Origin of the sequence: Mycobacterium sp. 134, from assembly GCF_048282715.1 — a bacterium.
In the GTDB taxonomy this organism is placed as follows: domain Bacteria; phylum Actinomycetota; class Actinomycetes; order Mycobacteriales; family Mycobacteriaceae; genus Mycobacterium; species Mycobacterium septicum.
Genome location: NZ_JBLVUN010000005.1, coordinates 1 through 20,723, shown reverse-complemented (window position 1 = coordinate 20,723; position 20,723 = coordinate 1). Strand labels below are relative to the sequence as shown.

18 protein-coding genes are annotated in these 20,723 nt (G+C 61.9%); 1 reads left to right on the top strand and 17 read right to left on the bottom strand.

Features of this window, described 5'->3' with window-relative positions; all coding sequences use genetic code 11:
• Window positions 1–1,512: 1,512 nt before the first annotated feature.
• Window positions 1,513–1,905, bottom strand: coding sequence for a hypothetical protein (locus tag ACNQVK_RS02655; protein ID WP_067771825.1), 393 nt, complete (start codon window positions 1,903–1,905; stop codon window positions 1,513–1,515).
• An 81-nt stretch (window positions 1,906–1,986) separates the two neighbouring features.
• On the opposite strand from ACNQVK_RS02655, the gene ACNQVK_RS02650 reads away from it, so the two are divergent.
• Window positions 1,987–2,646 (top strand): winged helix-turn-helix transcriptional regulator, encoded by a 660-nt coding sequence (locus ACNQVK_RS02650; RefSeq protein WP_067771823.1) that lies wholly within the window; start codon window positions 1,987–1,989, stop codon window positions 2,644–2,646.
• A 71-nt stretch (window positions 2,647–2,717) separates the two neighbouring features.
• Here the strand turns inward: ACNQVK_RS02650 and ACNQVK_RS02645 are convergent, their stop codons facing one another.
• The 16 genes from ACNQVK_RS02645 to ACNQVK_RS02570 form a co-directional block, all read right to left on the bottom strand.
• The gene (locus ACNQVK_RS02645; RefSeq protein WP_067771820.1) at window positions 2,718–3,851 is read right to left on the bottom strand and encodes an NDMA-dependent alcohol dehydrogenase; all 1,134 of its coding nucleotides are present in this window, start codon (window positions 3,849–3,851) and stop codon (window positions 2,718–2,720) included.
• A gap of 40 nt (window positions 3,852–3,891) precedes the next feature.
• Entirely contained in the window at window positions 3,892–4,716 is an 825-nt protein-coding gene (locus ACNQVK_RS02640; RefSeq protein WP_067771817.1) for an SDR family NAD(P)-dependent oxidoreductase, read from the bottom strand.
• Window positions 4,713–6,071: a cytochrome P450 gene (locus ACNQVK_RS02635; protein ID WP_067771814.1), complete on the bottom strand. Its 1,359-nt coding sequence runs from the start codon at window positions 6,069–6,071 to the stop codon at window positions 4,713–4,715. Before ACNQVK_RS02635 ends, ACNQVK_RS02640 begins: the two co-directional genes overlap by 4 nt.
• Entirely contained in the window at window positions 6,068–7,411 is a 1,344-nt protein-coding gene (locus tag ACNQVK_RS02630; RefSeq protein WP_067771810.1) for a cation:proton antiporter, read from the bottom strand. The genes ACNQVK_RS02635 and ACNQVK_RS02630 overlap by 4 nt, the downstream gene beginning before the upstream one ends.
• Window positions 7,412–7,419: 8 nt before the next feature.
• Complete coding sequence (locus ACNQVK_RS02625) at window positions 7,420–9,210, bottom strand: NAD(P)/FAD-dependent oxidoreductase (RefSeq protein ID WP_418028468.1); 1,791 nt, start codon at window positions 9,208–9,210, stop codon at window positions 7,420–7,422.
• On the bottom strand, window positions 9,203–10,099 hold the full coding sequence (locus ACNQVK_RS02620) for an alpha/beta fold hydrolase (protein WP_231965756.1): 897 nt from the start codon (window positions 10,097–10,099) through the stop codon (window positions 9,203–9,205). The genes ACNQVK_RS02625 and ACNQVK_RS02620 overlap by 8 nt, the downstream gene beginning before the upstream one ends.
• Window positions 10,096–10,995, bottom strand: a complete 900-nt coding sequence (locus tag ACNQVK_RS02615; protein WP_067771974.1) for an alpha/beta fold hydrolase — start codon at window positions 10,993–10,995, stop codon at window positions 10,096–10,098. The genes ACNQVK_RS02620 and ACNQVK_RS02615 overlap by 4 nt, the downstream gene beginning before the upstream one ends.
• 5 nt (window positions 10,996–11,000) lie before the next feature.
• On the bottom strand, window positions 11,001–12,392 hold the full coding sequence (locus tag ACNQVK_RS02610; RefSeq protein WP_082957774.1) for an NAD(P)/FAD-dependent oxidoreductase: 1,392 nt from the start codon (window positions 12,390–12,392) through the stop codon (window positions 11,001–11,003).
• Window positions 12,389–13,789, bottom strand: coding sequence for an NAD(P)/FAD-dependent oxidoreductase (locus tag ACNQVK_RS02605; RefSeq protein WP_082957773.1), 1,401 nt, complete (start codon window positions 13,787–13,789; stop codon window positions 12,389–12,391). Before ACNQVK_RS02605 ends, ACNQVK_RS02610 begins: the two co-directional genes overlap by 4 nt.
• Window positions 13,790–13,801: 12 nt before the next feature.
• Window positions 13,802–14,809: a DUF2156 domain-containing protein gene (locus ACNQVK_RS02600; protein ID WP_067771805.1), complete on the bottom strand. Its 1,008-nt coding sequence runs from the start codon at window positions 14,807–14,809 to the stop codon at window positions 13,802–13,804.
• Window positions 14,806–15,267: a type II toxin-antitoxin system RatA family toxin gene (locus tag ACNQVK_RS02595; protein ID WP_067771802.1), complete on the bottom strand. Its 462-nt coding sequence runs from the start codon at window positions 15,265–15,267 to the stop codon at window positions 14,806–14,808. The genes ACNQVK_RS02600 and ACNQVK_RS02595 overlap by 4 nt, the downstream gene beginning before the upstream one ends.
• Window positions 15,268–15,292: 25 nt before the next feature.
• A complete protein-coding gene (locus tag ACNQVK_RS02590) occupies window positions 15,293–16,531 on the bottom strand; it encodes an aspartate aminotransferase family protein (protein ID WP_418028467.1) in 1,239 nt (412 codons plus the stop codon).
• Window positions 16,528–17,568 carry an SDR family oxidoreductase gene (locus ACNQVK_RS02585; protein WP_067771796.1) on the bottom strand — a complete coding sequence of 347 codons (1,041 nt, stop codon included), beginning with the start codon at window positions 17,566–17,568 and terminating at the stop codon, window positions 16,528–16,530. The genes ACNQVK_RS02590 and ACNQVK_RS02585 overlap by 4 nt, the downstream gene beginning before the upstream one ends.
• Window positions 17,569–17,579: 11 nt before the next feature.
• Window positions 17,580–18,734 carry an acyl-CoA dehydrogenase gene (locus ACNQVK_RS02580; protein ID WP_418028466.1) on the bottom strand — a complete coding sequence of 385 codons (1,155 nt, stop codon included), beginning with the start codon at window positions 18,732–18,734 and terminating at the stop codon, window positions 17,580–17,582.
• Window positions 18,735–18,737: 3 nt separating this feature from the next.
• Window positions 18,738–19,238, bottom strand: a complete 501-nt coding sequence (locus tag ACNQVK_RS02575; protein ID WP_231965844.1) for a hypothetical protein — start codon at window positions 19,236–19,238, stop codon at window positions 18,738–18,740.
• A 466-nt stretch (window positions 19,239–19,704) separates the two neighbouring features.
• Window positions 19,705–20,723, bottom strand: a 1,019-nt coding sequence (locus tag ACNQVK_RS02570) for an MMPL family transporter (protein ID WP_418028471.1), incomplete at its 5' end; no start/stop codon positions are given.

Genomic DNA, 20,723 nt, shown 5'->3' with positions numbered 1-20,723 from the left:
AAGAGAACTGGAAACCAGGGCAGGCCATTCGGTGGAATTTTGCAGAGGTGCTAATGAACGAGTGGGAGCCTGCTCCGGTTGGAATGTGAGCAGGTTTCGGTGATTGAGTCTGCCTCACTGTCGGCATCGATCCGACGGAGGACAGTGTGTCGACCGCGGCGCATTTGATGCAGTAGCTGCTACCTCTGATCGCGATAGCGTCCGCCCACAGTCGTCATAACGCTCACGCCTCAAACCCCTGGATGCTACGACGTGGTAGTCAGCCTGAACTTTGGCAGATGACAGGGACTTTGAGACGGATGACAATCACATGACACCGGCGCGGAGAATATGACATCCGGCGTGAGACTCTACATCATCATGTAGGTTCTCAAGTTTCGCTGCATATGGCCGTGGCTGTGACCTGCGGTTGTCAGATTTGTCTCACGCCGTCTGCACCGAAGTTTGTCTCACGAAACACTGCATTTCCTACGCGCAGGTTTGAGTGAGCTCAGCCTTACCTAGTGGCGATACGCCTCCGAAGATGCGTGGCATCTTGATATTTCGTCACTGTGACGATGAATCGTCTCGGTCAGAGCATTGTCATAGGGTTGCCCATGGCACCGATCGAGGCACCCGATGCCGGTCGCGAGAAGCCGGTCGGCGATGTCCGGTGCCACGGTATTTGAGGTTTGCCAACCGATCTGATGCGACAACGTGATTTTCCCATGTGATTGAGATCGTATTAGAGACCGCCAAGACTCGGGCACAGAGGGGCGAGACACCGCGAGATTAGACGACGGTGTGCACCGCTTCCTTTCAGGCGGCCCGCGGAGGTTGCCAGGACCGTAGGCTCAGGCGATGCGGTCGTATCCCACTCTCTACCGGGGCGTGGAGTATCGTTCCCGGCTCGAAGCTCGTTGGGCAGCGTTCTTCACCGAGATCGGGTGGCGAACCACGCGAATCCACTGCCAAGCCAACTCCGACCCGTCTTCCGCCGCAGATAGTCAGTTCCATCCTCCCGCAGGCGTTCTCGGCGAATTCTGGCACGATTCCGGGACAGGTTGGAATGACGGCGAGAAGTTCGGCGCCAACTCGAGGTGGTCTTGGGACACCGGTCTGTAGTTCGTTTGCGAAGAGTGCAACGGCATCAGCGTCTACCAGCAGATCCACTCGTGGACAGGCCGCCCATGCAGGCACTACGACGGGGACCGGCTTCTCGGCCACATCAGCACCGACGTGCTCGATCAGCACTGGGCGCGTACCTGTAACGAGGTTAAGTGGCACGGCAGACTTATCTAGCTTGCTAGATCCGGCGAAGCCGGATTATTGAGTCAAGTTTTGTGGTGCGTGGGTCAGGTTTAGTCGAATGGTCTTGTGGAGGTTGGTGTTTCGTTTCGTGATTATGGCGCCGTGGTGAGGTTTTCGACTGCGGCGCGGTATGCGGTGGCGGCGGACCTATTTCTGCCTCTTGCCACGCGGTGACGACGAATTGCGCACTGGCGCTTGGCGCACACGCTCCGGAACACCTTGTCAGAGTCGAAACATTTCGCGAGCCATCGCAGCATCGGCGATGAAATCAGGACGCTGCGGACATCCCGGCTGTTCCGGTTGCTTGCGATTGTCACGTTTGGGTGCGTGTTCGATCGTGCGGTGATCTGTTCGGTGGAACATGTCGGCGATTCGTGCCCATATGGAGGTGCGTTGCGTGCACTCCGGGGCGTTCAGGTGGGTGGCGTCTGGACCGAGGGCCGCCTGACTGCGGGACGATGGCGCATGTGGCGGCAGCGCTTCGAGTCGATGTTCCACCGGCCCAGTAATTTTCGCGGTCGGGGTGTTGACCGTGGGGGCAGTCTCACGCGCCGGCGCAGTCACCGTGTCACGCTCGGCGGAGGCCACGGTAGCGGAGGCAATCCGTGCGTTCATAAATCGGACGCTACTACTTCTTATTTTTGAAGTCCATACTCTTTTTGAAGTCGATGATTCAGATGTTATATTCAGATCACCATGGCGAAGAGGTCGTACGACGAGTACTGCGGACTCGCGGTTGCGCTCGACCTGCTGGGCGAGCGCTGGACGATGCTGGTCATCCGCGAGCTGCTGATGGGCCCGAAACGCTTCACCGACCTGCTGGGCGGACTGTCCGGCATCGGCACCGGTTTGCTTACTCAGCGACTGCGGCAGCTCGAAGAAGCACATGTCATCGAGAAAGCCGTCCTCCCGCCGCCGGCCGCCTCGGCGGTCTATCAACTCACCGCCGATGGCGAGATGCTGCGACCAACTCTTCTCGGACTGACCCGATGGGGATTGCGGCGGCTGGGAACGCCGACCGAAAGCCAAACGCCCAACGCTAACCTGCTCGCTTTCGCGATGGCGGCTCGCTTCAACCCTGCCAGCTCACCAGCCGCCGACGGCGAGCACGAATTGCATGTCGAGGGTTCGATGTTCCAGATCATCATCGAGAACGGCGCCATCCAGATTCATCCAGGACCTGCGGAGCGCGCCCAGGCGACCATCACCACCGACATGGCCACGCTGATCGCCATCAACAATGGCTCGTTAACACTGGCTGAGGCGATCAGCGCCCAGACGCTGGTCGTCGACGGCGACGCGGAGGTGATCACGGCACTTGCTGACGCGTTCGAGCTGGACGCACAGGTCGCATAGCAGAGCCGAATCTCACCCGCGTCGAAGCGGCTGGGTGGCCTTACGCCCAGGGCTTAAGTCAACGCGGAAAATTAGCGGTCGGCGTCGGTGTAGCGGATGACGCCGCGGATGTTGCGGCCCTCGAGCATGTCGGCGTAACCGTCGTTGATCTGCTCGAGCTTGTACTGCCGGGTGACCATGTCATCGAGGTTCAACCGGCCGACTTTGTACATGCTCAGCAGCTGCGGGATGTCGTGGTGCGGGTTGCCGCCGCCGAAGATGGTGCCCTGCAGGCGCTTCTGCAGCAGCGTCAGCATCGACAGGTTGAGCTTGACGTCGTTGCTGGCCATGTTGGCGACGGCGGTGGCCACCACGGTGCCGCCCTTGGCGGTGATGTTCATGTAGTGGTCGATGTCCTCGCCCTTGAGCTCGCCGACGGTGACGATCGTCTTGTGCGCCATCCGACCCTGGGTGACCTCGACGACGCCGGCCATCGCGGAGAAGATGTCCGGGTAGGCGTGCGTGGCACCGAATTTCAGCGCGTTGTCGCGCTTGAACTCGACCGGATCCACCGCGAATACGTTGCGTGCGCCTGCGGCCAGCGCGCCCTGCAGCGCACCGGTGCCCAAGCCGCCGACACCGACGATGACGACATCCTCACCGGGGCGCACATCGGCGCTACGCACCGCCGAACCATAACCGCTTGTGACGCCGCAGCCAACGAGGCAGGCCACCTCGAACGGGATGGACGGATCGATCTTCACGACCGAGCTCTTGTGCACCACCATGTACGGGCTGAACGTGCCCAGCAGGGTCATCGGGATGACGGGCTGACCGTTCTTGACCGCATGGATGCGATGGGTGCCGTCAGACACCGACGTTCCGGATAGTAATAGGGCGCCGAGGTCGCACAGGTTGCGCAGACCTTCCTGGCAAGCCGGACACTCACCACACGACGGGATGAACGACAGCACTACGTGATCGCCGGGGGCGAGGTGCTCGACACCGGGGCCGACCTCGGTCACGACGCCGGCGCCTTCGTGGCCACCGAGGACCGGGAAGCCCGCCGCTGGGATGTCGCCGGTCACCAGGTGGTGATCGGAATGGCACATGCCCGAGGCTTCCATCTGAATCTTGACCTCATCCTTGACGGGGTCACCGATCTCGATCTCCTCGATCGACCACGGTTGATTGAACTCCCAGATCAGAGCGCCTTTGGTCTTCATATCTCCCTCTTCCTGGATGTCGTTGGCTGTAGATGGGTCGTTATGCGCCAAATGGATTAGCACGTACCAGCAGCCGCTGATAGCTCGGCCCCATCAACCGAACGAGTGCATCCAACGCGTGTGCCTCCGAGCCGACGAGGACTCGGGTACGGCGCTTGGACACTCCGTTGAGGATTGTTTCGGCTGCATTGTCTGCGGTGTGTCGAGCCAGTTTGGTATCGAATATTTGTGCAATGGCTGCAGAGTCGACGTCGCGGGCGGTAACGGCGTTGCGCGCGACTGCGGTCTTGATCCCACCTGGATGAACGCAAGTGACGCGCACCGGTATTCGCGCAGCGTACATTTCCTGAGCTAGGGCTTCGGTGAAGCCTCGCACTGCGAATTTAGCGGCGTTGTAGGCACTTTGGCCGCTTACAGACAGGAGCCCGAAGAGGCTGGAGATGTTGATGACGTGTCCGTCGCCAGAGGTGATCAGGTGCGGTAAGAATGCTTTCGTACCATGTACCACGCCCCAGTAATTGACGTCCATGACGCGTGCGACGTCGGCGATCTCGCTTTGAAGCACGGTGCCGAAGTAGGCTACGCCTGCATTGTTGTAGATCTGGTTCACGCCGCCGAATTCTTCGGCCACCTCTTCCGCGTGTGCCAACATAGCCGCATAGTCGGTGACGTCGACTTTGTCTTCGCGCACGCCGACGCCGTACGCCAGGCATGTACTCGTCGTCTCAGCAAGGCCCGCTGTGTCGATGTCAGATAGCGCGAGTGAAGCTCCTTGTCGCGCGAGCCCTTCTGCTAGAGCACGGCCCAGGCCCGAGCCTGCACCCGTGACGACGCAGACCTTGCCGTCGAATGTCGATGTTGTCATGTGTGGTCCTTCTTGCTGTCGGAGCGGCGCGTTGCGATGATTCGGCCTCCGCGTGCTGGCACGGTGATGATGTTCTTGGCTTTTCTCGTTTCCGGTGCACGGCGATGGGGCCTGAGATCGTAGGTCTGCAGGACCGTCTTCAAGACGATCGTCATCTCCATCACGGCAAAGAGTGCCCCGATACAACGGCGAGCTCCGCCGCCAAACGGTATCCAGGTGTTGGCTTCGGGTTGTTGGCCCAGGAATCTGGACGGCTCAAACTCGGTGGGTGCGGTGTGTCGTGCCGGATCGGCATGCACCAGAGCAATGGCTGGCAAGACAGTGATCCCTGCGGGCAAGTGGTACTCGCCGATACGGACCGGTTCCGTCAATTGCCTTGCCACATCGTTGATTACTGGCTTGATCCTCAAGGTCTCTTTGGCAACCGCAGCCAGGTAGTCGTCGTCATTATCGAGTGCGGCCTGCTGGGCGGCGGCGAGTTGCTCTGGGTTACGAACCAGTTCGTGTAGAGCCCAGGCCAGTCCGGCTGCGGTGGTGTCATGTCCGGCGAGCAACACCGAGATGATGTTGTCCCGCAATTCGACATCATCGAGGCCGCGGCCACTGTCGCCATCGGAGACCTGCATCAGCCGGGACAGCACGTCGTGGCGAGTGCGGTAGCTGCCGCTGGCGCGGCGCTCCGCGATCTCGGCGTAGGTGATCTCGTCGAACTTTCGCTGATGCCGCAAGTGTGTACGCCAGGGCGGTAGCCGGTGGAGGCGCGGGTAATGCAGTCCCATCAGCGTGACAGGGTCGATGCCGGTGATGTGGTGAATTGCTGGCCTCAGCTGCGTAAGCCGCTCCCTGGACGTCACACCCAGCACGACGGACACGATGACTTCGAGCATCAACTCTTGCATGCGGTCGAGGGCGCTAAGTGGCTGTCCGACAGGCCATCTAGAAACCGCATGGCGGGTCCGCTCGGTGACCATCTCGCGATATCCGTCCAATGCGCGACCAGTGAAGGCCGGGGCGAGTAGACGGCGGGTGCGTTTGTGCTCGTCTTCGTCGGTGAGCAGTACCGAGTGATCGCCCATCGCGGGCCTCATGATCGAGTTTCCCTCACCCGCATGATAAACATCGGGAGCCCCCGCGAAGACCGTCTTGATGTCCTCCGGTCTTCCCAACACCACCATGTGGCGGTACGGCGCAGTCGGTTTCAGCAGGAACGTATCGCCGTACTTGCGCCTCATCGCAGGGTAGAGTCGATGCCGCGCCAGCGTGAACAGCAGCGTCTGCAACCAGGCTGGCAGACGTGGGCCCGGCGGCAGCCTTAACTCTTGCCCCCGGCTTGCGGAGAGGTCGGTGACGGTCATCGGCGGCCTCGCTCGATAGTGCAGCCCAGGCCGGCGGCTTCGTAGATGCGGTTGGCCCGCAGCGTTTCTTCCTCGGACTCCTGCGACTTGCGCATTGCGCGGCGAAGAATGGGTGGCGCCATGATGGAAGTCACCACTGCCATCAGCACCAGGATTGTGTACGCCTCCGGCCCGAGTACACCGAGCTGCAACCCTACTGTTGCGACGATCACTTCGACGACGCCGCGCGCGTTCATGCCCGCGCCCAACGCAAAGGAATCGTGGCGGCTCAGTCCACTGAGTTTGCCTCCGAGGAACGCGCCGAGGAACTTGCCGATGATCGCTGTACCGATAACACCGATCGCGGCGAGCAGCACAGGCCATTTGACCAGTGCCGATAGGTCCATTCGCAGGCCGGCAGTGGCGAAGAACACTGGTGCGAGGACGGATAGGACGACCGTGTTCAGCGGAGCGATCGCCTTGGGTTCGAGCCGAGTACGTCCCAGGACGATGCCGATCACAAAAGCGCCGAGCAGAGCTTCCAGCTTCATCGCCTGGGTCACCGCCGAGCTCGCGATGATCAGGACGACGACAGTGGCTCCGATCGTCCCGGAATCTCCGGAGCGACTTACCCAGTCCACGATGCGCTGCGCAAGGAATCGCCCGATCGTCATCGCGAACAGGACGACCGCGGCCAGCGCGGCCAGAGGTAGCAGGATCGCTGTGGCGTGAAGGACTCCAGCGGTGGCCACGGCGGACACCAGTGCAAGCAGGAACCACGCCAAGAGGTCGTCGATCATCGCTGCGGTCATGATGAGCTGCCCGACGTTGCGGTGAGTCATCTTCAGTTCCATGAGCGTCTTGGCGATTACGGGGATCGCGGTCACGCAGACCGCGACCCCCAGAAACAGGGCAAACACGCTAGGGCTGATGTGCTCGGGACGAATGGGTTCCGGCAGCGCGAACCCGATCGCCAATCCTGCTGCAAACGGGATGACTACCCCGAAGAAACTGACCATGCCTGCGCTGCGCGCCTTGCGACCAAAGCCGCGGGTCTCGAGCTGGATGCCGGCGAGGCCGACCAGCAACAGGACGCCGAGTTGCCCAACGGCGTCAAGCAGGTGCGTTTGTATGCCGTCGGCCCGAAACAGCCAGTTCCACAGCCCCGGGAGGGCGTGGGCCAGAACTGTCGGGCCAACGACTATGCCGGCCAGAAGCTCGCCGGTCAACGCGGGAAATCCCCATCGCAGCGCTAATCCACCCAACAATCGCGCAGCCGTGAGAACCACCGCAAGCTGGATGAGGAAGACAAGCAACGCGTGCGCGGTCAGGGGGGCGATGAGGTTCACCGAGGAAGTCATCTGCGCGCCTACAGGATTCCGCCGACGTGTCGCCAGTCCTTATTGCGGTAGGTCAGCATATCGCGAACAGGTTGGGCGGCCACAGACGCGCCTGCCTGCACTTCGGCCAGGGTCAACCGTGCGGCCTCCTTACTGACATCGGCGAATCCGCCGGTGAAGTAGGTACCCCGAACATGGCTGGGGCTTCCATAGCGCCCCCAAAGCAGAACGCGTGTCATGCTCAGCAGGGTGAACGTGCCTGTGGGAAGCCGACTATCGGGGTCCAGAGCGCGCCACCCTGTCCAGGTCGACGAGGGCACCAGCCCGCTTTCCCGCAATGCTGCGTGGATGCGGTGGACAGCTTCCGGGGAGTCGATCTCCTTGTCTTTGACGGCCTGAACTGCGGCGCACGCTCGGGTGAACAGCGCCTCGAAACGCGGGTTGTCGATCGCCTGCAGGCCACGGTAAGGCGCCTGTTCGAGTCTGTTGAAGACCTGCGTGTCCTTGGACTTCTCGAATTCGATGATTCTCTGCAGTTGCGCATTGGCGCCGTACATGGTGCCCAGGCACCACACCCGAAACCATGCGTTCCACAGGTCGAAGTCCTGGAATGCGGTGTAGGAATTGGCCACCAGGCTGTCGTAGTAGTCGAACGACTTCTTGGTCCAGGTCTGCAGATACTCGAATCGATCGGTGGAGAAGTCATCTTCGCGGACAGCATCAATCAAGCGGTGCCCGAGCGCATTGAGGATCATGACGGTCACCGCGAGCCCGCTGGAGAACAGCGGGTCGATGAAGTCGGAGGCGTGGGGCAGCAAGCACCATCGGTCACCGATGATCTGCTTTGAGGCGAATTGGCTGCGGTTGGACGACATGTAGGCCCGCACCGCTGAGGCTTTGCGCATCTGCTTCTGGAACGTGGGAAATCTGTTGATGTGAGCCCAGAATTCCTGTTCGGCCGACTCACCGTCACGTTGCGGGTACATGTCGATATCGAGGTTGATACCGACGCTGCACAGTTGGCTGGTGGTTCCGACATGGTTGTCGAAAGGAATCACCCAGGCCCAGCCGCCCTCGAACAGATGGTGCAGTGTTCCCTGGGAGAAGGGGCTGGGCATGCGATGCTCGCGCCGCGGGGCGATCACCCGGTCGAAAGGTTCGACCCCGACGAAATGGTTGAAAATGGTGCGAGAGCGGGTTTGGTAGGGCGCCGGGTCGATCCGAAGACCGAGTTGCTCACCGAGCAGGCTGCGCATGCCGCCAGCATCGACGACATAGAGTGCGCGGTATTCCCCTGCGGTGGCTGTACGAATGGTGGCGCCGTCATCGTCGAAGTCGACGGCGACCACTGGGGTGTGGGTCAATCCGGTGGCGCCGTAGGACAATGCGACTTGATAGAGGTACGCATCAACGTCCTGGCGGAAGAAATGTGAGTCGGGCCCGATCGGCGGAGCCCAGGTGGGGTGCTGATTGCATTCCTCGGGCCGGAACGGCTCCCCTTCACGATGGTAAGCAAATCCGAAGTTGCGTTTGACACCTGAACTAGCACTCACCTTGCGTCGCAGGGTGTGATGACCGGCGAGAAATCCGAGCTCCGGCACGTCGTATCGGCGAGCTAGGACGCGCAGCCCCACGATCGTCTCGGGTACCGTCGATTCCCCGATCGCAAATCGCGGATGCCCCCCGGCCTCGATGATGGCCACCCGCACACCGTGGCGAGCCAGAATGGTCGCCAAAGTGCTGCCCCCGATGCCACCGCCGACGATGACGACGTCGAACTCCCGGCTGCCCTCTACGTCGAGCCTCGATGCCTTAAGCATGGGTGTTCACCTCTTCTTTCAAAAATTGTGTGATGAGCTCGGCGAGCTCGAACGGCTTGTCCTCAGGCAGCAGTGAGCACGAGTTCGGTATCCAGCGAAGTTGAGAGTTCGGAAAGTCTGCCGCCAGCCGCTCGGCATGGGCTGCGGGAAACGTCCGGTCCTGAGGTGACCAGACCACCAGAACCTGTCCGTGAAATTCCTTGAAACGCGTTGCTGCGGAAAGAACGTCCTGACTGTCGAGGCTTCGCAGCATACGTTGAAGGTCGGTAAAGATCTCACCGTCGACGATGGCGGGTAAGGCCCATGAGTCCGAGGTCGCCGGTTCAATCGGGCGCCGGGTCAGCCATCCATAGGAGAACGGCAGCGCGCGCAACGCCCGGATGCGCAACGGCCCCAACATCAACAGTTGCGCGCCGGGAGAATGCGCGATGACCTTCAGTACGGGGCGGTAGCGCTTAGGTGGGGCGTTGTCGTAAGCCCCGCCGGACGCCAGCACCAGTCGTGCCACCAAGTCGGGGCGGGTGACGGCCAGAAGCTGAGCTACCGGCGTGCCCCCGTCGTTTCCGATGACGGTGGCGGCACTTATCCCCAGAGCTTCCAACGTCTCCGCCACCAGGCCGGCCAGCCCAGGGAAGGACAGATCCGCCTCCGGCATGGGCGTCTGATGAGCCCCATACGGTAGGTCGATGCAGATGCAGCGATACCGCCCGGCTAGCGTGGCGACGACCTTGCGCCAGACGTTGCTGTTCATCAGCGGGCCGTGCAGGAAAATCAGCGGCTCACCAGCTCCTACGTCGAAGTAGGCGATCTCACCAGAGGACAACGTCAGGCGGTGTCGTTCTCCGAGGCTGCGGTGGCGCCACCACGGGCGGGCATCTTCATCAATCACGAGGTGACCTCCAGGGCGTTCGATTCAATGAAATGTGTGACGAGTTCGGCGATTTTGGCTGGCTGGTCTTCTGGAGCGAACGTGTAGGCATCCGAGATCCACTCGAGGTTCGCGTTGGGGAAGTCCCTCTTCAGCCTGTGGGCGTTGGCTATCGGACAGAATCGGTCCTCGCTCGACCACGCGATCAGAACCGGGCGGGTGAACCGTCCGAAATGACGGGCAGCGGCCTCGGTGTAGCGCGACTGCAACCCGTCCAAGACCCGGCGTAGGTCGTTGCGGACAGCCTTATCCAGCACAGCCGGCAATACGTAGGTGTCGGCCGCACGATGGTCGATAGGCCGGCGGGTTAGCAAGCCATGCGCCACGGGCAGCCGCCGAAGAGCACGGAGGCGCAGCGGTGTCAGCAAGGCCAGGAGTCCGCCTGGGACGCGGGCGATCCACTTCATGGGAATGTATTCGCGTGGCGGGCAATCGGTGTAGGCATCACTCGATGTCAACACCAGGCGGCCTATGAGCTCAGGACGTTGGGCCACAACCAATTGCGCCACTGCGCCCCCGGTATCGTTGGCGACGATCGTCGTGCCGATCAACCCAAGCTCATCAATGGCATCAGCGACGAGGCTCGCCAGCCCGGGCAGCGACACATCGGCTGCGGGCAGGCCGTGGTCATGAGAGCCGAACGGTAAGTCGAAGGTGATGCACCGGTATTTCTTGGCGAGGAGGGGCACGACTTTTCGCCAGAGGTTCGCATTGACCAGCGCACCGTGTACGAACACCACGGGTTCGCCCTGCCCGGATTCGAAGAAACGGACCGCCCCCTTCGCAAGTCGCCTCGATCCTTCGGCGCCTAGAGCACTGTCGCGCCACCAGGTGCGTTGCCATCCTTTGGGTGTCATCGTGGTCACCTCGCCTGCTTTCGGCCGAACTGGCGGTACATCGAAGCTTGCGCGTCTGCCAAGACCGTTGAGAAGGAGTTGCCTGGGCGACAGACTGCGCGGGCAAAGGAGACAGCTGCCGGAAGCCCCATCAGGCGCCGTGGGTTGTACTCGTGCCGAAGCATCAAGGTGAGATTCCGGCGGCGCCGTTCAGACCGGCTGATATAGCGGAAGAGTTCGACGTCGATCGAATTTGTCGGCAGCCCCAAACCGATGGAACGGGAGAAGAAGTACATCGGTCGTGCGTCCGCGTCGCGGTGTCCCCACCACCGGGCGGTAGCCGCATCGATAGTGCGTGGGCTTCCGTAAGCCGGTGTCAGATGCGCCGACAGCGACCGCACCTGACGTAACGCGTCGGAGATCCCCTGTCCGGTGATGACGTCCTTGAAGTGCCCGGAGTCGCCGACGAGTACCCAGCCCTCGCCGGCGGCCTCGCGGAAGAAGCCGTCCATCCTGCGCACCGCGCAGACTTCGCCCACCTGTTGCGCGCGGTCAAACAGCCCTTGCAGCGTTGGGATGATGCGCTGGGCGTTCTCTTCGAACACCTTTTTGTCCCGGTAGTCGCGCGGATCATCACGGGGAGGTTGCGCCACGACGAGGGTCATGCCGCTATCGCAGGGCACCATGAAGTAGATCTGGCGGCCGTCACGGACGAGCTGAAACTCATGCGGGACAGGCAAGTTGGCGTAGTACCGCCAGATCGCATCACGGTCGTTGGTCGTCACTGCGTACTTGGCGGCACCGACCAGCCGGGCAATTGTGGAGTTTCGACCGTCGGCGCCGACCACCAGGGGCGCACTTATGTGATGCTGGTTGCCGTCAGGATCCACGGCGACCACGCCGCGCACTCTGCCGTTGTTCTCGGTGAGCAGCCGGGTGACCGACATGCCTGTGCGCACGTTGACCTGCGCGCGTTCCACGCGCTTGCGCAGCATCTCATCGAGCAGAATCCGTCGGACGCACATGCGAGGCCACTGCGGATGGCGGACGGACATGTCCACGCCGTCCATGACGGTTCGGGTGGCGTGCAGCGGCGGCGCTCCGAGAGCGTGAAGCTCGTTAAGGATGTCGAGCTCGTCCCACAGCCGTAGATCTTGCAGGTAATGGGTTGACAGCACATCGGTTTCGCGTTCGCCGCGGTCTAAGAGAATCACCGATTTACCGGCGTCAGCCATGCGGATGGCCAGTGCGCAGCCAGCGATGCGGGCTCCGACGATGATGATGTCTGCGCGCTCGTGTGTGACAGCAGCCGTGGCGCTGCTCGATGTCACAGGCGCCGGTGTCTTTTTGGGTGGCGATTCCGCGCGGTCCTTGCTCGCGTCGACGTCGGGTTCGCGGCTGATCGCTTGTTCGGTCATGACAGGGCGACCTTTCTCGTCGCGGCGGGTTTGTTCGGCGATGGTTGCGGTACGGCGACGGCGATGTCTCGGCCCTCACGTCGATCGGCGAAATCGAGCAGCTTCAGATACGCCTTGGTTCCGAAATACAATGCTGGACGCGGCATCGACAGCGCGCGCCGCCGCGACCATGGCAGCGTCTCAGCAGGGTGCCCGCCGAGCTGTCGGGCGAACCTCCACGCCGCGTCGACAGCGAGGGCAAGCCCATGTCCGCACCACGCACCCGCGTGGTAGACGCCGGTGTATCCGGGAACGGTACTAACCATCGGTAAGCGGTCTTGGGTGCTGGCGCCCAATGCCGACCATCGGGCACTGACCCTGACACCCGCGAGGGCTGGGAATCGCTCTGTCAGCTCGCGATAAAGCCGTTGCTGGACCGCGTCGGCACTTCGTGAATCCGGTACTGGATCCCCGGTGGGCACGATCACCGGACCACCGCCGAATACCAGGCGGCCGTCAGCCGACATCCGGTAGTAATTGAAGAAGTTGCGCTGGTCGATCACTCCGCCCCGGCCGTTCCATTGCAGTTGTTCTTGCTGATCGGCGGTCAAAGGCTCGGTGGCAAGAACGTGCGCGCGGATGGGCACCACGCTGTGTGGGAACGGGTTGAGATCGTGGGCATAGCCGTCCATGGCGAGCAGCACCTTGTCCGCGACGACCGAGCCTGTCGCCGTGCTGACGCGCGTACCGCGTCCGGTGGCCAGTGGCTCCATCGTTAAGGCGCGGCTTTGTTCGAACACGGTGACGCCAAGAGTGATGACGGTGTCGGTCAAGCCCACTAGCAATTGGTAGGGATCGACCAACATCGTGTTGTCGTAGGACAATCCAGCCAAAAATCCTGGCCCGGCCCGTTCAGTGAGTTCGGTGTCGCTGAGGCAGTCGACGCCGCGGTCCAGCTCAGCCAGTGCTTTCAAATGTGTTTGCATGCGGTGTTTTTGGCCGACGGTCGTCGCGGCGAGTGTGTGCGGTTCATCGCGTTGGTCACAGTCGATGTGTTCTGCGTTGACGATCTGACGGAGCAGGTCGACCCCGTGCTGGGATGCGTCAAATGCCGCGCGCGCCCCTTCGTCTCCGTACTTGCGCCGTAACTGGGGCAACGCCATCTTCAAGCCGGGGCTGACGATGCCGGTGCATCCGCCGGTCGCCCCCGCGCCTATCCGCCCAGCTTCCAAGACTGTGATCGACAGTCCTGGTGCATATTTGGACACGTAATACGCTGTCGCCAGTCCTGCCAGGCCGGCGCCGATGATGGCCAGGTCGGTCTCAACAGTGCCGTTGAGCTGCGGCTTGGGGGTGACGAACTCTGATATCTGGAACCAGATCGGTGCGGTGTCGAGGCACCTCGTCGCGTCTACCATTGTGTCCTGTCCTCAGAGTGAATTGGTTGCTCGTGCCAGCCACCACATGTCCCGCAGGCGTATTCGGCCCGGGAAGGCGATGTATTCGGGTTCGATCTGGTGGGGACGCCATTTCAGCTTGAAGGCCAGCTGGCTTTGTGCTGGGTAGAGGAAGGCGCCGCGCTCACGTATCAGCGAGATTGCCTTGCTCAGAATCGGGCTGGAGGCGCCTGGCAGTTCGTGTTCGGGGTCGATTCCCACGAATGGCGTGAGGCCGAGATGGATCCATTCGGCCCCGCCAGCACGAAGCACGTCGGCTGCTTCGACGAAGATGTGCTCGATGACACCCGGCGGAGCATCGGGCAAGCGGCGAGTGAGGTCGTAGAGCCAGCCTGGCTGCGGGCCATAGGCGGGCGAGAACGAGATGTAGGCGACGACGTGGGTGCCGAGCATCGCGACGAAGAGCCGACGATGATCCTGTACGGCGTCGTTGCGTTCGCCAACCATCAGACGTAGTTCCTTGACATGGCGGCCTTTATTGCGTAGCCATTGCTGGTCGATGCGGTCGAGTTGTTCGGCGAATCGCAGGTCTTGCTGCATGTCCGCGGTCGCCTCGACGACATGCACGCCCTCCCGGCGCGAACGCGCCACCATGTTGCGGGTCTTGACGAACTTCTGACCGCGCAGGCTGAACTGGGATAGGTCGATGCTGTAGGTGCACCCGAACTGGTTGACGACCCAACCGTCGTTGGCGGCGCGTTCGGCGTCGTGTCGGGACAGTTGCACGGCGATGATGCGCTTGCGTTGTGACGCAGCCGACTGTGCGAACGCCTCTGTCAGAACGGCGCGGTCAGCGTCGGTCGCTGCACAAGGTCCGGTGAACTGGATCCAGCACTGCCGCCCGACTGGACGGTAGGTGATCATGCCTGCCGCCTCATCGACGGTGAAGTACTTGTTCCCCGCGTTGAGCGACAGGAACGCCGATGCGCTTTGTCCTTGGTTTTCCAGGATGGCCAGTGCGTCGTGCGTCGTCTGAGTCATGCTGCGATGGTCGGGTCGACTTGACGGACCGCGCCGAATAGTCCGCCCAGGATCAGCTCGATGTTCTCGGCCAGCGCGGCAGCGGCGATGGGATCGAGTAGCTCTGCAAGAGAAGGCATTCCGAGGTCGAACTCGGCGGTGAAATACACGATCGTGGCGCCCTGTTCTTCTTCGCGGACCCGCCACGAGCCCTGAAAAGTTTTGAAGTCGCCGCTGACTTGGCAGAAGTCGATCGTGGCAACGTCGCGGCGGATGTCGTCGCGTTCGGTCCACCGGAGCAGGCCCTTGCGGAACCGCACCGTCCATACGGAGATCACCGCGTGCGGGTCATTGTCTTCGATGTCCACCGATACGACCGCTTCGGTGTATCGGGGATAGCTTTCGAAGTCTTGGATCCGGTCGAAGGCGGCGGCCGGGGTGATCGCCTCGCAGTGGAATGCTAGTTCGATGGTGGGCATGAATTGTTCTCCTTCACAGAGTCGTTCACAGAACGTCAGTGATCGTGTGTTCGAACGCGGACATGAAGTGGTCGAGGTCAGTGTCGGAGGCGATGGCCGGTGGTGTCAGACGCAGGACGGTTGAGGAGTTGAGCGAGTGGTTGACCAAAACACCGCGCTCGACGAGCCCCAGATAGAGCTCACCGACGACCATGGGGTCGTTGAACTCCATGCCGATCAGCAGCCCGCGCCCGCGCAGGTGTACCCGGCCATCGAGGCCGTGGTTGCGCAGCAGGTCCCCGAGATCGTGCATGAGTCTGGTTCCCAGGGTGGCTGCCTGCTCAATGAGACCGTCCTCGCGCAGCACCTGCACCGTTGCTGCGGCGGCAGCGCATGCCACCGGTGAGGCGGCGAAGGTAGAAGAGTGCAGGTAGGGATCCTCACCAAAAGGTTCATAGACTCGTGCGGTGGCGACCATGGCGGCTACCGGAACCACGCCGCCGGACAACACTTTTCCGACTAACAGGATGTCGGGGATGACGGCTTCAGGGTCCGCCCCCCACCAAGTACCCAGACGCCCGAGGCCTGTTTGGATTTCGTCGAGGATCAGCAGCGCCTGGTGGCGTGCACAGAGTTCGGCGGCGGCCTGCAGGTAGCCACGGGGAGGAATGTTGACCCCGCCCTCGCCCTGGACCGGTTCGACGATGAAGCATCCGCGCCCCCGTGTTTGTGCCAGCGCGGCGTCCAGGCTCTCGATGTCGCCGAACGGGACGCTACGTACGCCCGGCAGCAGAGGTTCGAAGGGTAGCTGGTACTTAGGGTTCGCGGTGACGCTCAGCGCACCCAGCGTCTTGCCGTGGAAGCCCCGGTCGGTGGTGACCAATGCGGTCTTTCCGTGTGCGCGCGCCAGCTTGATCGCCGCTTCGGCTGCCTCAGCACCTGAGTTGACGAAGTGCACGAGGTCAAGCCCGTGGGGCGTGACCGATGACAACGCCGCAGCGGCGCCGATGGCTACCGGATCGAAGAACACACGGGTGGCCATGGGGTGATTGTCGAGCTGGTGTTTCACTGCGGCAACAACTTTGGGATGTCGGTGGCCGAGCAGGTAGACGCCGTGGCCGCCGAAGTTCAGGTAGCGGCCACCGTTGGACATCGTCAACCAGGCACCCTCGGAGGCCACCTCTTGCATGCCGCCGAGCAGGCGTCCCAACGTGGCCTTCCCCGAACCTTGATGCGCGCGGCACAGATCCTCGGTGTGGGTGGTGACGATGGTTGTGGCGGTCATGCGACCTGCTCGTCGCGCCCACCAGCGATGAGGCCTTTTGCAGCTGCCCAGTACATCATCGATTTCGTCAACGAGCGCCGCAGGGCGCTGCCGGTGATGCGCTCCTGTAACCCCAGTGCTGCGTGCGAGTTGGGAAGCGGCTCGCTGGTCTGAAACAGCCAGGCGAATTCGAGTAGGTCGCGGAACTTGCTTTGCAGCGACGGCGGCAGCGAGTCCTCGAGCAGCGGTAGAATCAGTCTGTCCACGGCTTCCCCCGGGATGAATCGCGGTGTGGGCGGGGAGAGTCCGATGTCGGAGGCGATCCCCATGCACATCTCCCGGATCTCGAGAGCATGTAACGCATGGTGGCCGGCAGTCAGCCAGTATTCGCCTTGATCGGTTCCCTCTCGCAGCATCTGGCCCAGGGCTCCAGCCAGCAGATCTTGTGGCACGAAGTCGATCAGCGCATCTTCGGGCATCGGCAGCATGGGTGCGCTGCCCCGCACGATGGCGCCCAGCACAGCATGAAGCCCCTGAAATCCGGCCATTCGGCCGCTCTGCGAGTCCCCGGATACGATGGACGGTCGCACAATCACGGTGCGGGCAGGGTGCTCCCGAACGAGCTGCTCGGCATCGATTTTCGACCGTACGTAGGCCGCCGCGCCCGGTGAATGTCCATTGGGTGCCGGCGGGTTGGCCACGAACGCGGTGCTCAAGAAGTACAGCGGAGCATCGGCTACCGTGGCCAACTGAAGCAATGCACGCGGCCCGCCGAGGTTCACTTCGCGGATCCGCGCCGGGTCTTCCTTCCAACTGGTCGCGGCTGCTACGTGGACAATGGCGTCGGCACGCCTGGCCAGTAATGCATAGTCGCTTGAGGACATGCCCAGCATGGGCTGTTCGAAGGACCCTACGAATTCGCTGACCCGCACGTCGGCGACCGGTGTCCGGTTGCGCATGCAGACGATGTCGAAATCGCCTGCCAGCTCGTCGATCAAAGCTCTTCCCACCACGCCGGAGGCGCCGGTGACCAGGATCGTCTTTTTCCGCCAAGTCATTCGTGAACTCCTTAACTGATCTGAAGGGGGGCCCCGGCGAAGTACCGGGCTAGCGGACCGGTCATACGCGCTCGTGACGGCGGATGGAATCCCAGGCCGTTGACCGCTGCTGCGAGGTACCCGATGTCGTCCGAACCCATGAATTTCAGACCGCCCAGCAGTTCAGTGGCATAGGGCACCACCGCCGCGATAACGTCTTGAACGGCGTACCTCGCTAGCAATGTGGCGACGAGAAGTTCCTGTGTGCGTGCGGATTCGGGCACCTGCCGGGCAATGTTCTCGATGGCAGCCATCGCGGTCTCGACCCGCGACGTTAACGCCAGCTGGTCTGTATCAGATGCAGTCGGGCAGGTCATCGCCCCTTCGACGACCGCGCTGGCGGCACCGAGGTAGGACGCCATCATCAGGAGCTCGAACCACACGAAGCCCGCCGTTTGGATCTCATCGAGCACTCCGGTGTCGGTTATGTCGGTTAGGACAACCAGATTCTGCGGAACTAAGACGTCGTCGATGTCGATCTGGTCACTTTCAGCGCCGGCAAGGGCGAAACTGGACCAGAACGGAGTGACCGTGACGCCCGGATCCGACGCGGGGATCAGCGCGATCGCCAGTCGCTCGCCGTTGCCGTCGGGAGCTGGCAGCAGCAGGCTGGCAGTAAGGAGATCCATCGACCGAGCCAGACTGCACGGCTTCTTGGAGCCGCTGACGCGGACACCCTCAGGAACCAATACCGATTTCATGGTGGGCGTCAGGATGCGACCGTCAGACCTGCCCTCGGCGAAACCAGATGCCAACAGCATGTTCTGAGTGGCGACCGCCTCCAGGAGGAGCCATTCGTTTCCTCCCAGTTCCGCCAGGACCACAAGGCTGGCCACAGAGAAGTGATGCATGGTGGTCGCCACAGCGAGCGATGGCGAGCGTGAGCCGATCGCACGTTGCACACGCACCGCTTCCAGCGCTGTAGCGCCCTTGCCCTGGTATTCCGTTGGTATCAGTAACCCCGGCCCGCCAGCAGCTCGGAACAACCCGGCCCCAGGTGCGTCAGCCCGTTCAAGAACTGCCAGACCCTGGGCTGTCAGCGCCTCATCGAGTCCGGGTAGCAAGCGATTCAGTGCCGCACGTTCCCGCTCAAGGAATCTCACCGCGCGATCGGGTTCCGAAGGCATTGTTTAGACCTCAATTTCCTTGTATTCACGCTCGAACTGCACGAATTCCTGCAGGATGGCGGGCTCGAACGGCACACCGAATGGCTTTGTCGTATTGCCAAACAGGGCACGATCACCGAAAAGGTGGATAGGTAGTGCAAGCAGCGCCCACTCGGGTTGAAACACGATCGACCATACGCCGGCGATCAATGCGGCAGTTAAAAGGCTGTGCATCACATTGTAGGCGACGTAATAACCTCGGCCAATCTTCCCTGTTTGGCTTCGACGAAACGCGATCGCACCCGGAAGGTACCCCAATACGTCAATTACAGCGAAAAACCCAGCGAAAGCCAACCAATTGATCTCACCCCAGTGAAGTAGGGCCAGAGTCACTGATCCGCCTAGGCCAACCAGCCATTCAGCACGCGAGATCAGATGCGTGGTTCTCGTCTCAAAGCGGTTCAGGCTATCCACGTTTCGTGCCTCTCCGTTCCAATTGACGTTTCTTTCGGGGACGTCCTTCACGCGCGCAGACGATGACGCTCCGCCACCTTGACGTGGCCGAATTGGAGCATCATTCCAACGCCGGATACTTAATGCCACGCAACGCATCAATACGATGGTTCATCGCGCACTTGCGCGAGATATTTACCTCTCGCGCATCCGTTTTACACGCTACTACGAAAGCTGTTTAAAAGCGTTGCCGAGAGCAGCGGGACGTCTTTCAATAGCAAACAGTTTACTTCCGATTCAGGTACGCAAGTGACGCTGGCACTGTCTCCAAAAAAGAACTAGGGCCACCGTGGGATACCGACTACGCGGGCCAGCACGCCCACGCTGGCAGCCCTGACCAAACCGTCGGGTTTCTCAAGAAGTGACGTCCCGCAATGCAATCGGCCAGTTCCCAACGGCGGGCCGGCGCACACTGTCCTCCGTGCAACACGATGCGGGCGCAGGTCCCTGCGCCCGCAGAGCGTCGCCGAGTCGGACTCTAGGTGGGTTGTTCCTGGCTGGCCGGTGCAGTGGAAAGCGAATCAGGCTCACTTTCCACGAACCCTCGCTTGCTGTGCCAGAGAGCGAGCCCAGTTGGCGCCCACCAGTTCCATCGACCCATGACTCCCATCGCGGCCGGCACCAAGATGGTGCGGACGACGAAGGCGTCGACGAGCACGCTGACCGCAAGTCCGACCCCGAGACCGCGCATAAAAGACACCTGGCCGGCAGCGATGGCGACGAAGACGACAGCCATGATGACGGCGGCCGCAGTGACGATTCGTCCGGTGCGGGCCAACCCCAAACCAACTGAGCGCACGTTGCCTGCTGATGTCTTGTCGGACCGCAGCCACTCCTCTCTGATTCGTGAAAGGACGAACACTTCGTAATCCATGGACAGTGCGTAGGCGATCACGGCTAGCGACGGCGGAATGAATGCCGTGATGTTGCCTGTCGCGGTGCTCCCAAGTCCGCCGAGATGCCCATCCTGAAACACCCACACCATGACACCGAAGGCGACGGTCAGCGACAGCGCGTTGGTGATCAGGGCCTTGACTGGCAGGACCACGCTGCCGGTCATCATGAACATCAACACCAGCGTGATCACAGCCACTAGTCCAACGACCAACGGCACCTTGTTCACAATGCCGGCGACGTTGTCGTGGTCACGCTGGGCGATACCCCCGAACAGCGTGGGCGCTGGTGCCGGTATAGCCCGCAGTGCCGCCAATTGCGTTTTCCCCTCATGGGAATACGGATCGTGAATAGTCGAGACCGTCAGGTAGGCCGCACCTTCTTTGATCTGCGAGTCGACCGACAACGGCGCGATCCTCGCTCCCCGCACATAGGTGCCATCCGGGCCTGCCACCGACACCACGTCAGGGACTTCAGACAATTGGCTGGCATATCGACCCACCGCGTCTGCAGAGGTCACGTCACTGGGCATGACGATGGCGACCGTCCCGGCAAGATCGGTTTCGAACCCTGCACGCAGCACATCTCCGGTTTGACGCGATT

What these genes read in the sequence shown, in the direction of transcription:
- ACNQVK_RS02655 (WP_067771825.1), bottom strand. Translation starts at nt 1,905, where the DNA reads ATGAACGCACGGATTGCCTCCGCTACCGTGGCCTCCGCCGAGCGTGAC.
- ACNQVK_RS02650 (WP_067771823.1), top strand. Translation starts at nt 1,987, where the DNA reads ATGGCGAAGAGGTCGTACGACGAGTACTGCGGACTCGCGGTTGCGCTC.
- ACNQVK_RS02645 (WP_067771820.1), bottom strand. Translation starts at nt 3,851, where the DNA reads ATGAAGACCAAAGGCGCTCTGATCTGGGAGTTCAATCAACCGTGGTCG.
- ACNQVK_RS02640 (WP_067771817.1), bottom strand. Translation starts at nt 4,716, where the DNA reads ATGACAACATCGACATTCGACGGCAAGGTCTGCGTCGTCACGGGTGCA.
- ACNQVK_RS02635 (WP_067771814.1), bottom strand. Translation starts at nt 6,071, where the DNA reads ATGACCGTCACCGACCTCTCCGCAAGCCGGGGGCAAGAGTTAAGGCTG.
- ACNQVK_RS02630 (WP_067771810.1), bottom strand. Translation starts at nt 7,411, where the DNA reads ATGACTTCCTCGGTGAACCTCATCGCCCCCCTGACCGCGCACGCGTTG.
- ACNQVK_RS02625 (WP_418028468.1), bottom strand. Translation starts at nt 9,210, where the DNA reads ATGCTTAAGGCATCGAGGCTCGACGTAGAGGGCAGCCGGGAGTTCGAC.
- ACNQVK_RS02615 (WP_067771974.1), bottom strand. Translation starts at nt 10,995, where the DNA reads ATGACACCCAAAGGATGGCAACGCACCTGGTGGCGCGACAGTGCTCTA.
- ACNQVK_RS02610 (WP_082957774.1), bottom strand. Translation starts at nt 12,392, where the DNA reads ATGACCGAACAAGCGATCAGCCGCGAACCCGACGTCGACGCGAGCAAG.
- ACNQVK_RS02605 (WP_082957773.1), bottom strand. Translation starts at nt 13,789, where the DNA reads ATGGTAGACGCGACGAGGTGCCTCGACACCGCACCGATCTGGTTCCAG.
- ACNQVK_RS02600 (WP_067771805.1), bottom strand. Translation starts at nt 14,809, where the DNA reads ATGACTCAGACGACGCACGACGCACTGGCCATCCTGGAAAACCAAGGA.
- ACNQVK_RS02595 (WP_067771802.1), bottom strand. Translation starts at nt 15,267, where the DNA reads ATGCCCACCATCGAACTAGCATTCCACTGCGAGGCGATCACCCCGGCC.
- ACNQVK_RS02590 (WP_418028467.1), bottom strand. Translation starts at nt 16,531, where the DNA reads ATGACCGCCACAACCATCGTCACCACCCACACCGAGGATCTGTGCCGC.
- ACNQVK_RS02585 (WP_067771796.1), bottom strand. Translation starts at nt 17,568, where the DNA reads ATGACTTGGCGGAAAAAGACGATCCTGGTCACCGGCGCCTCCGGCGTG.
- ACNQVK_RS02580 (WP_418028466.1), bottom strand. Translation starts at nt 18,734, where the DNA reads ATGCCTTCGGAACCCGATCGCGCGGTGAGATTCCTTGAGCGGGAACGT.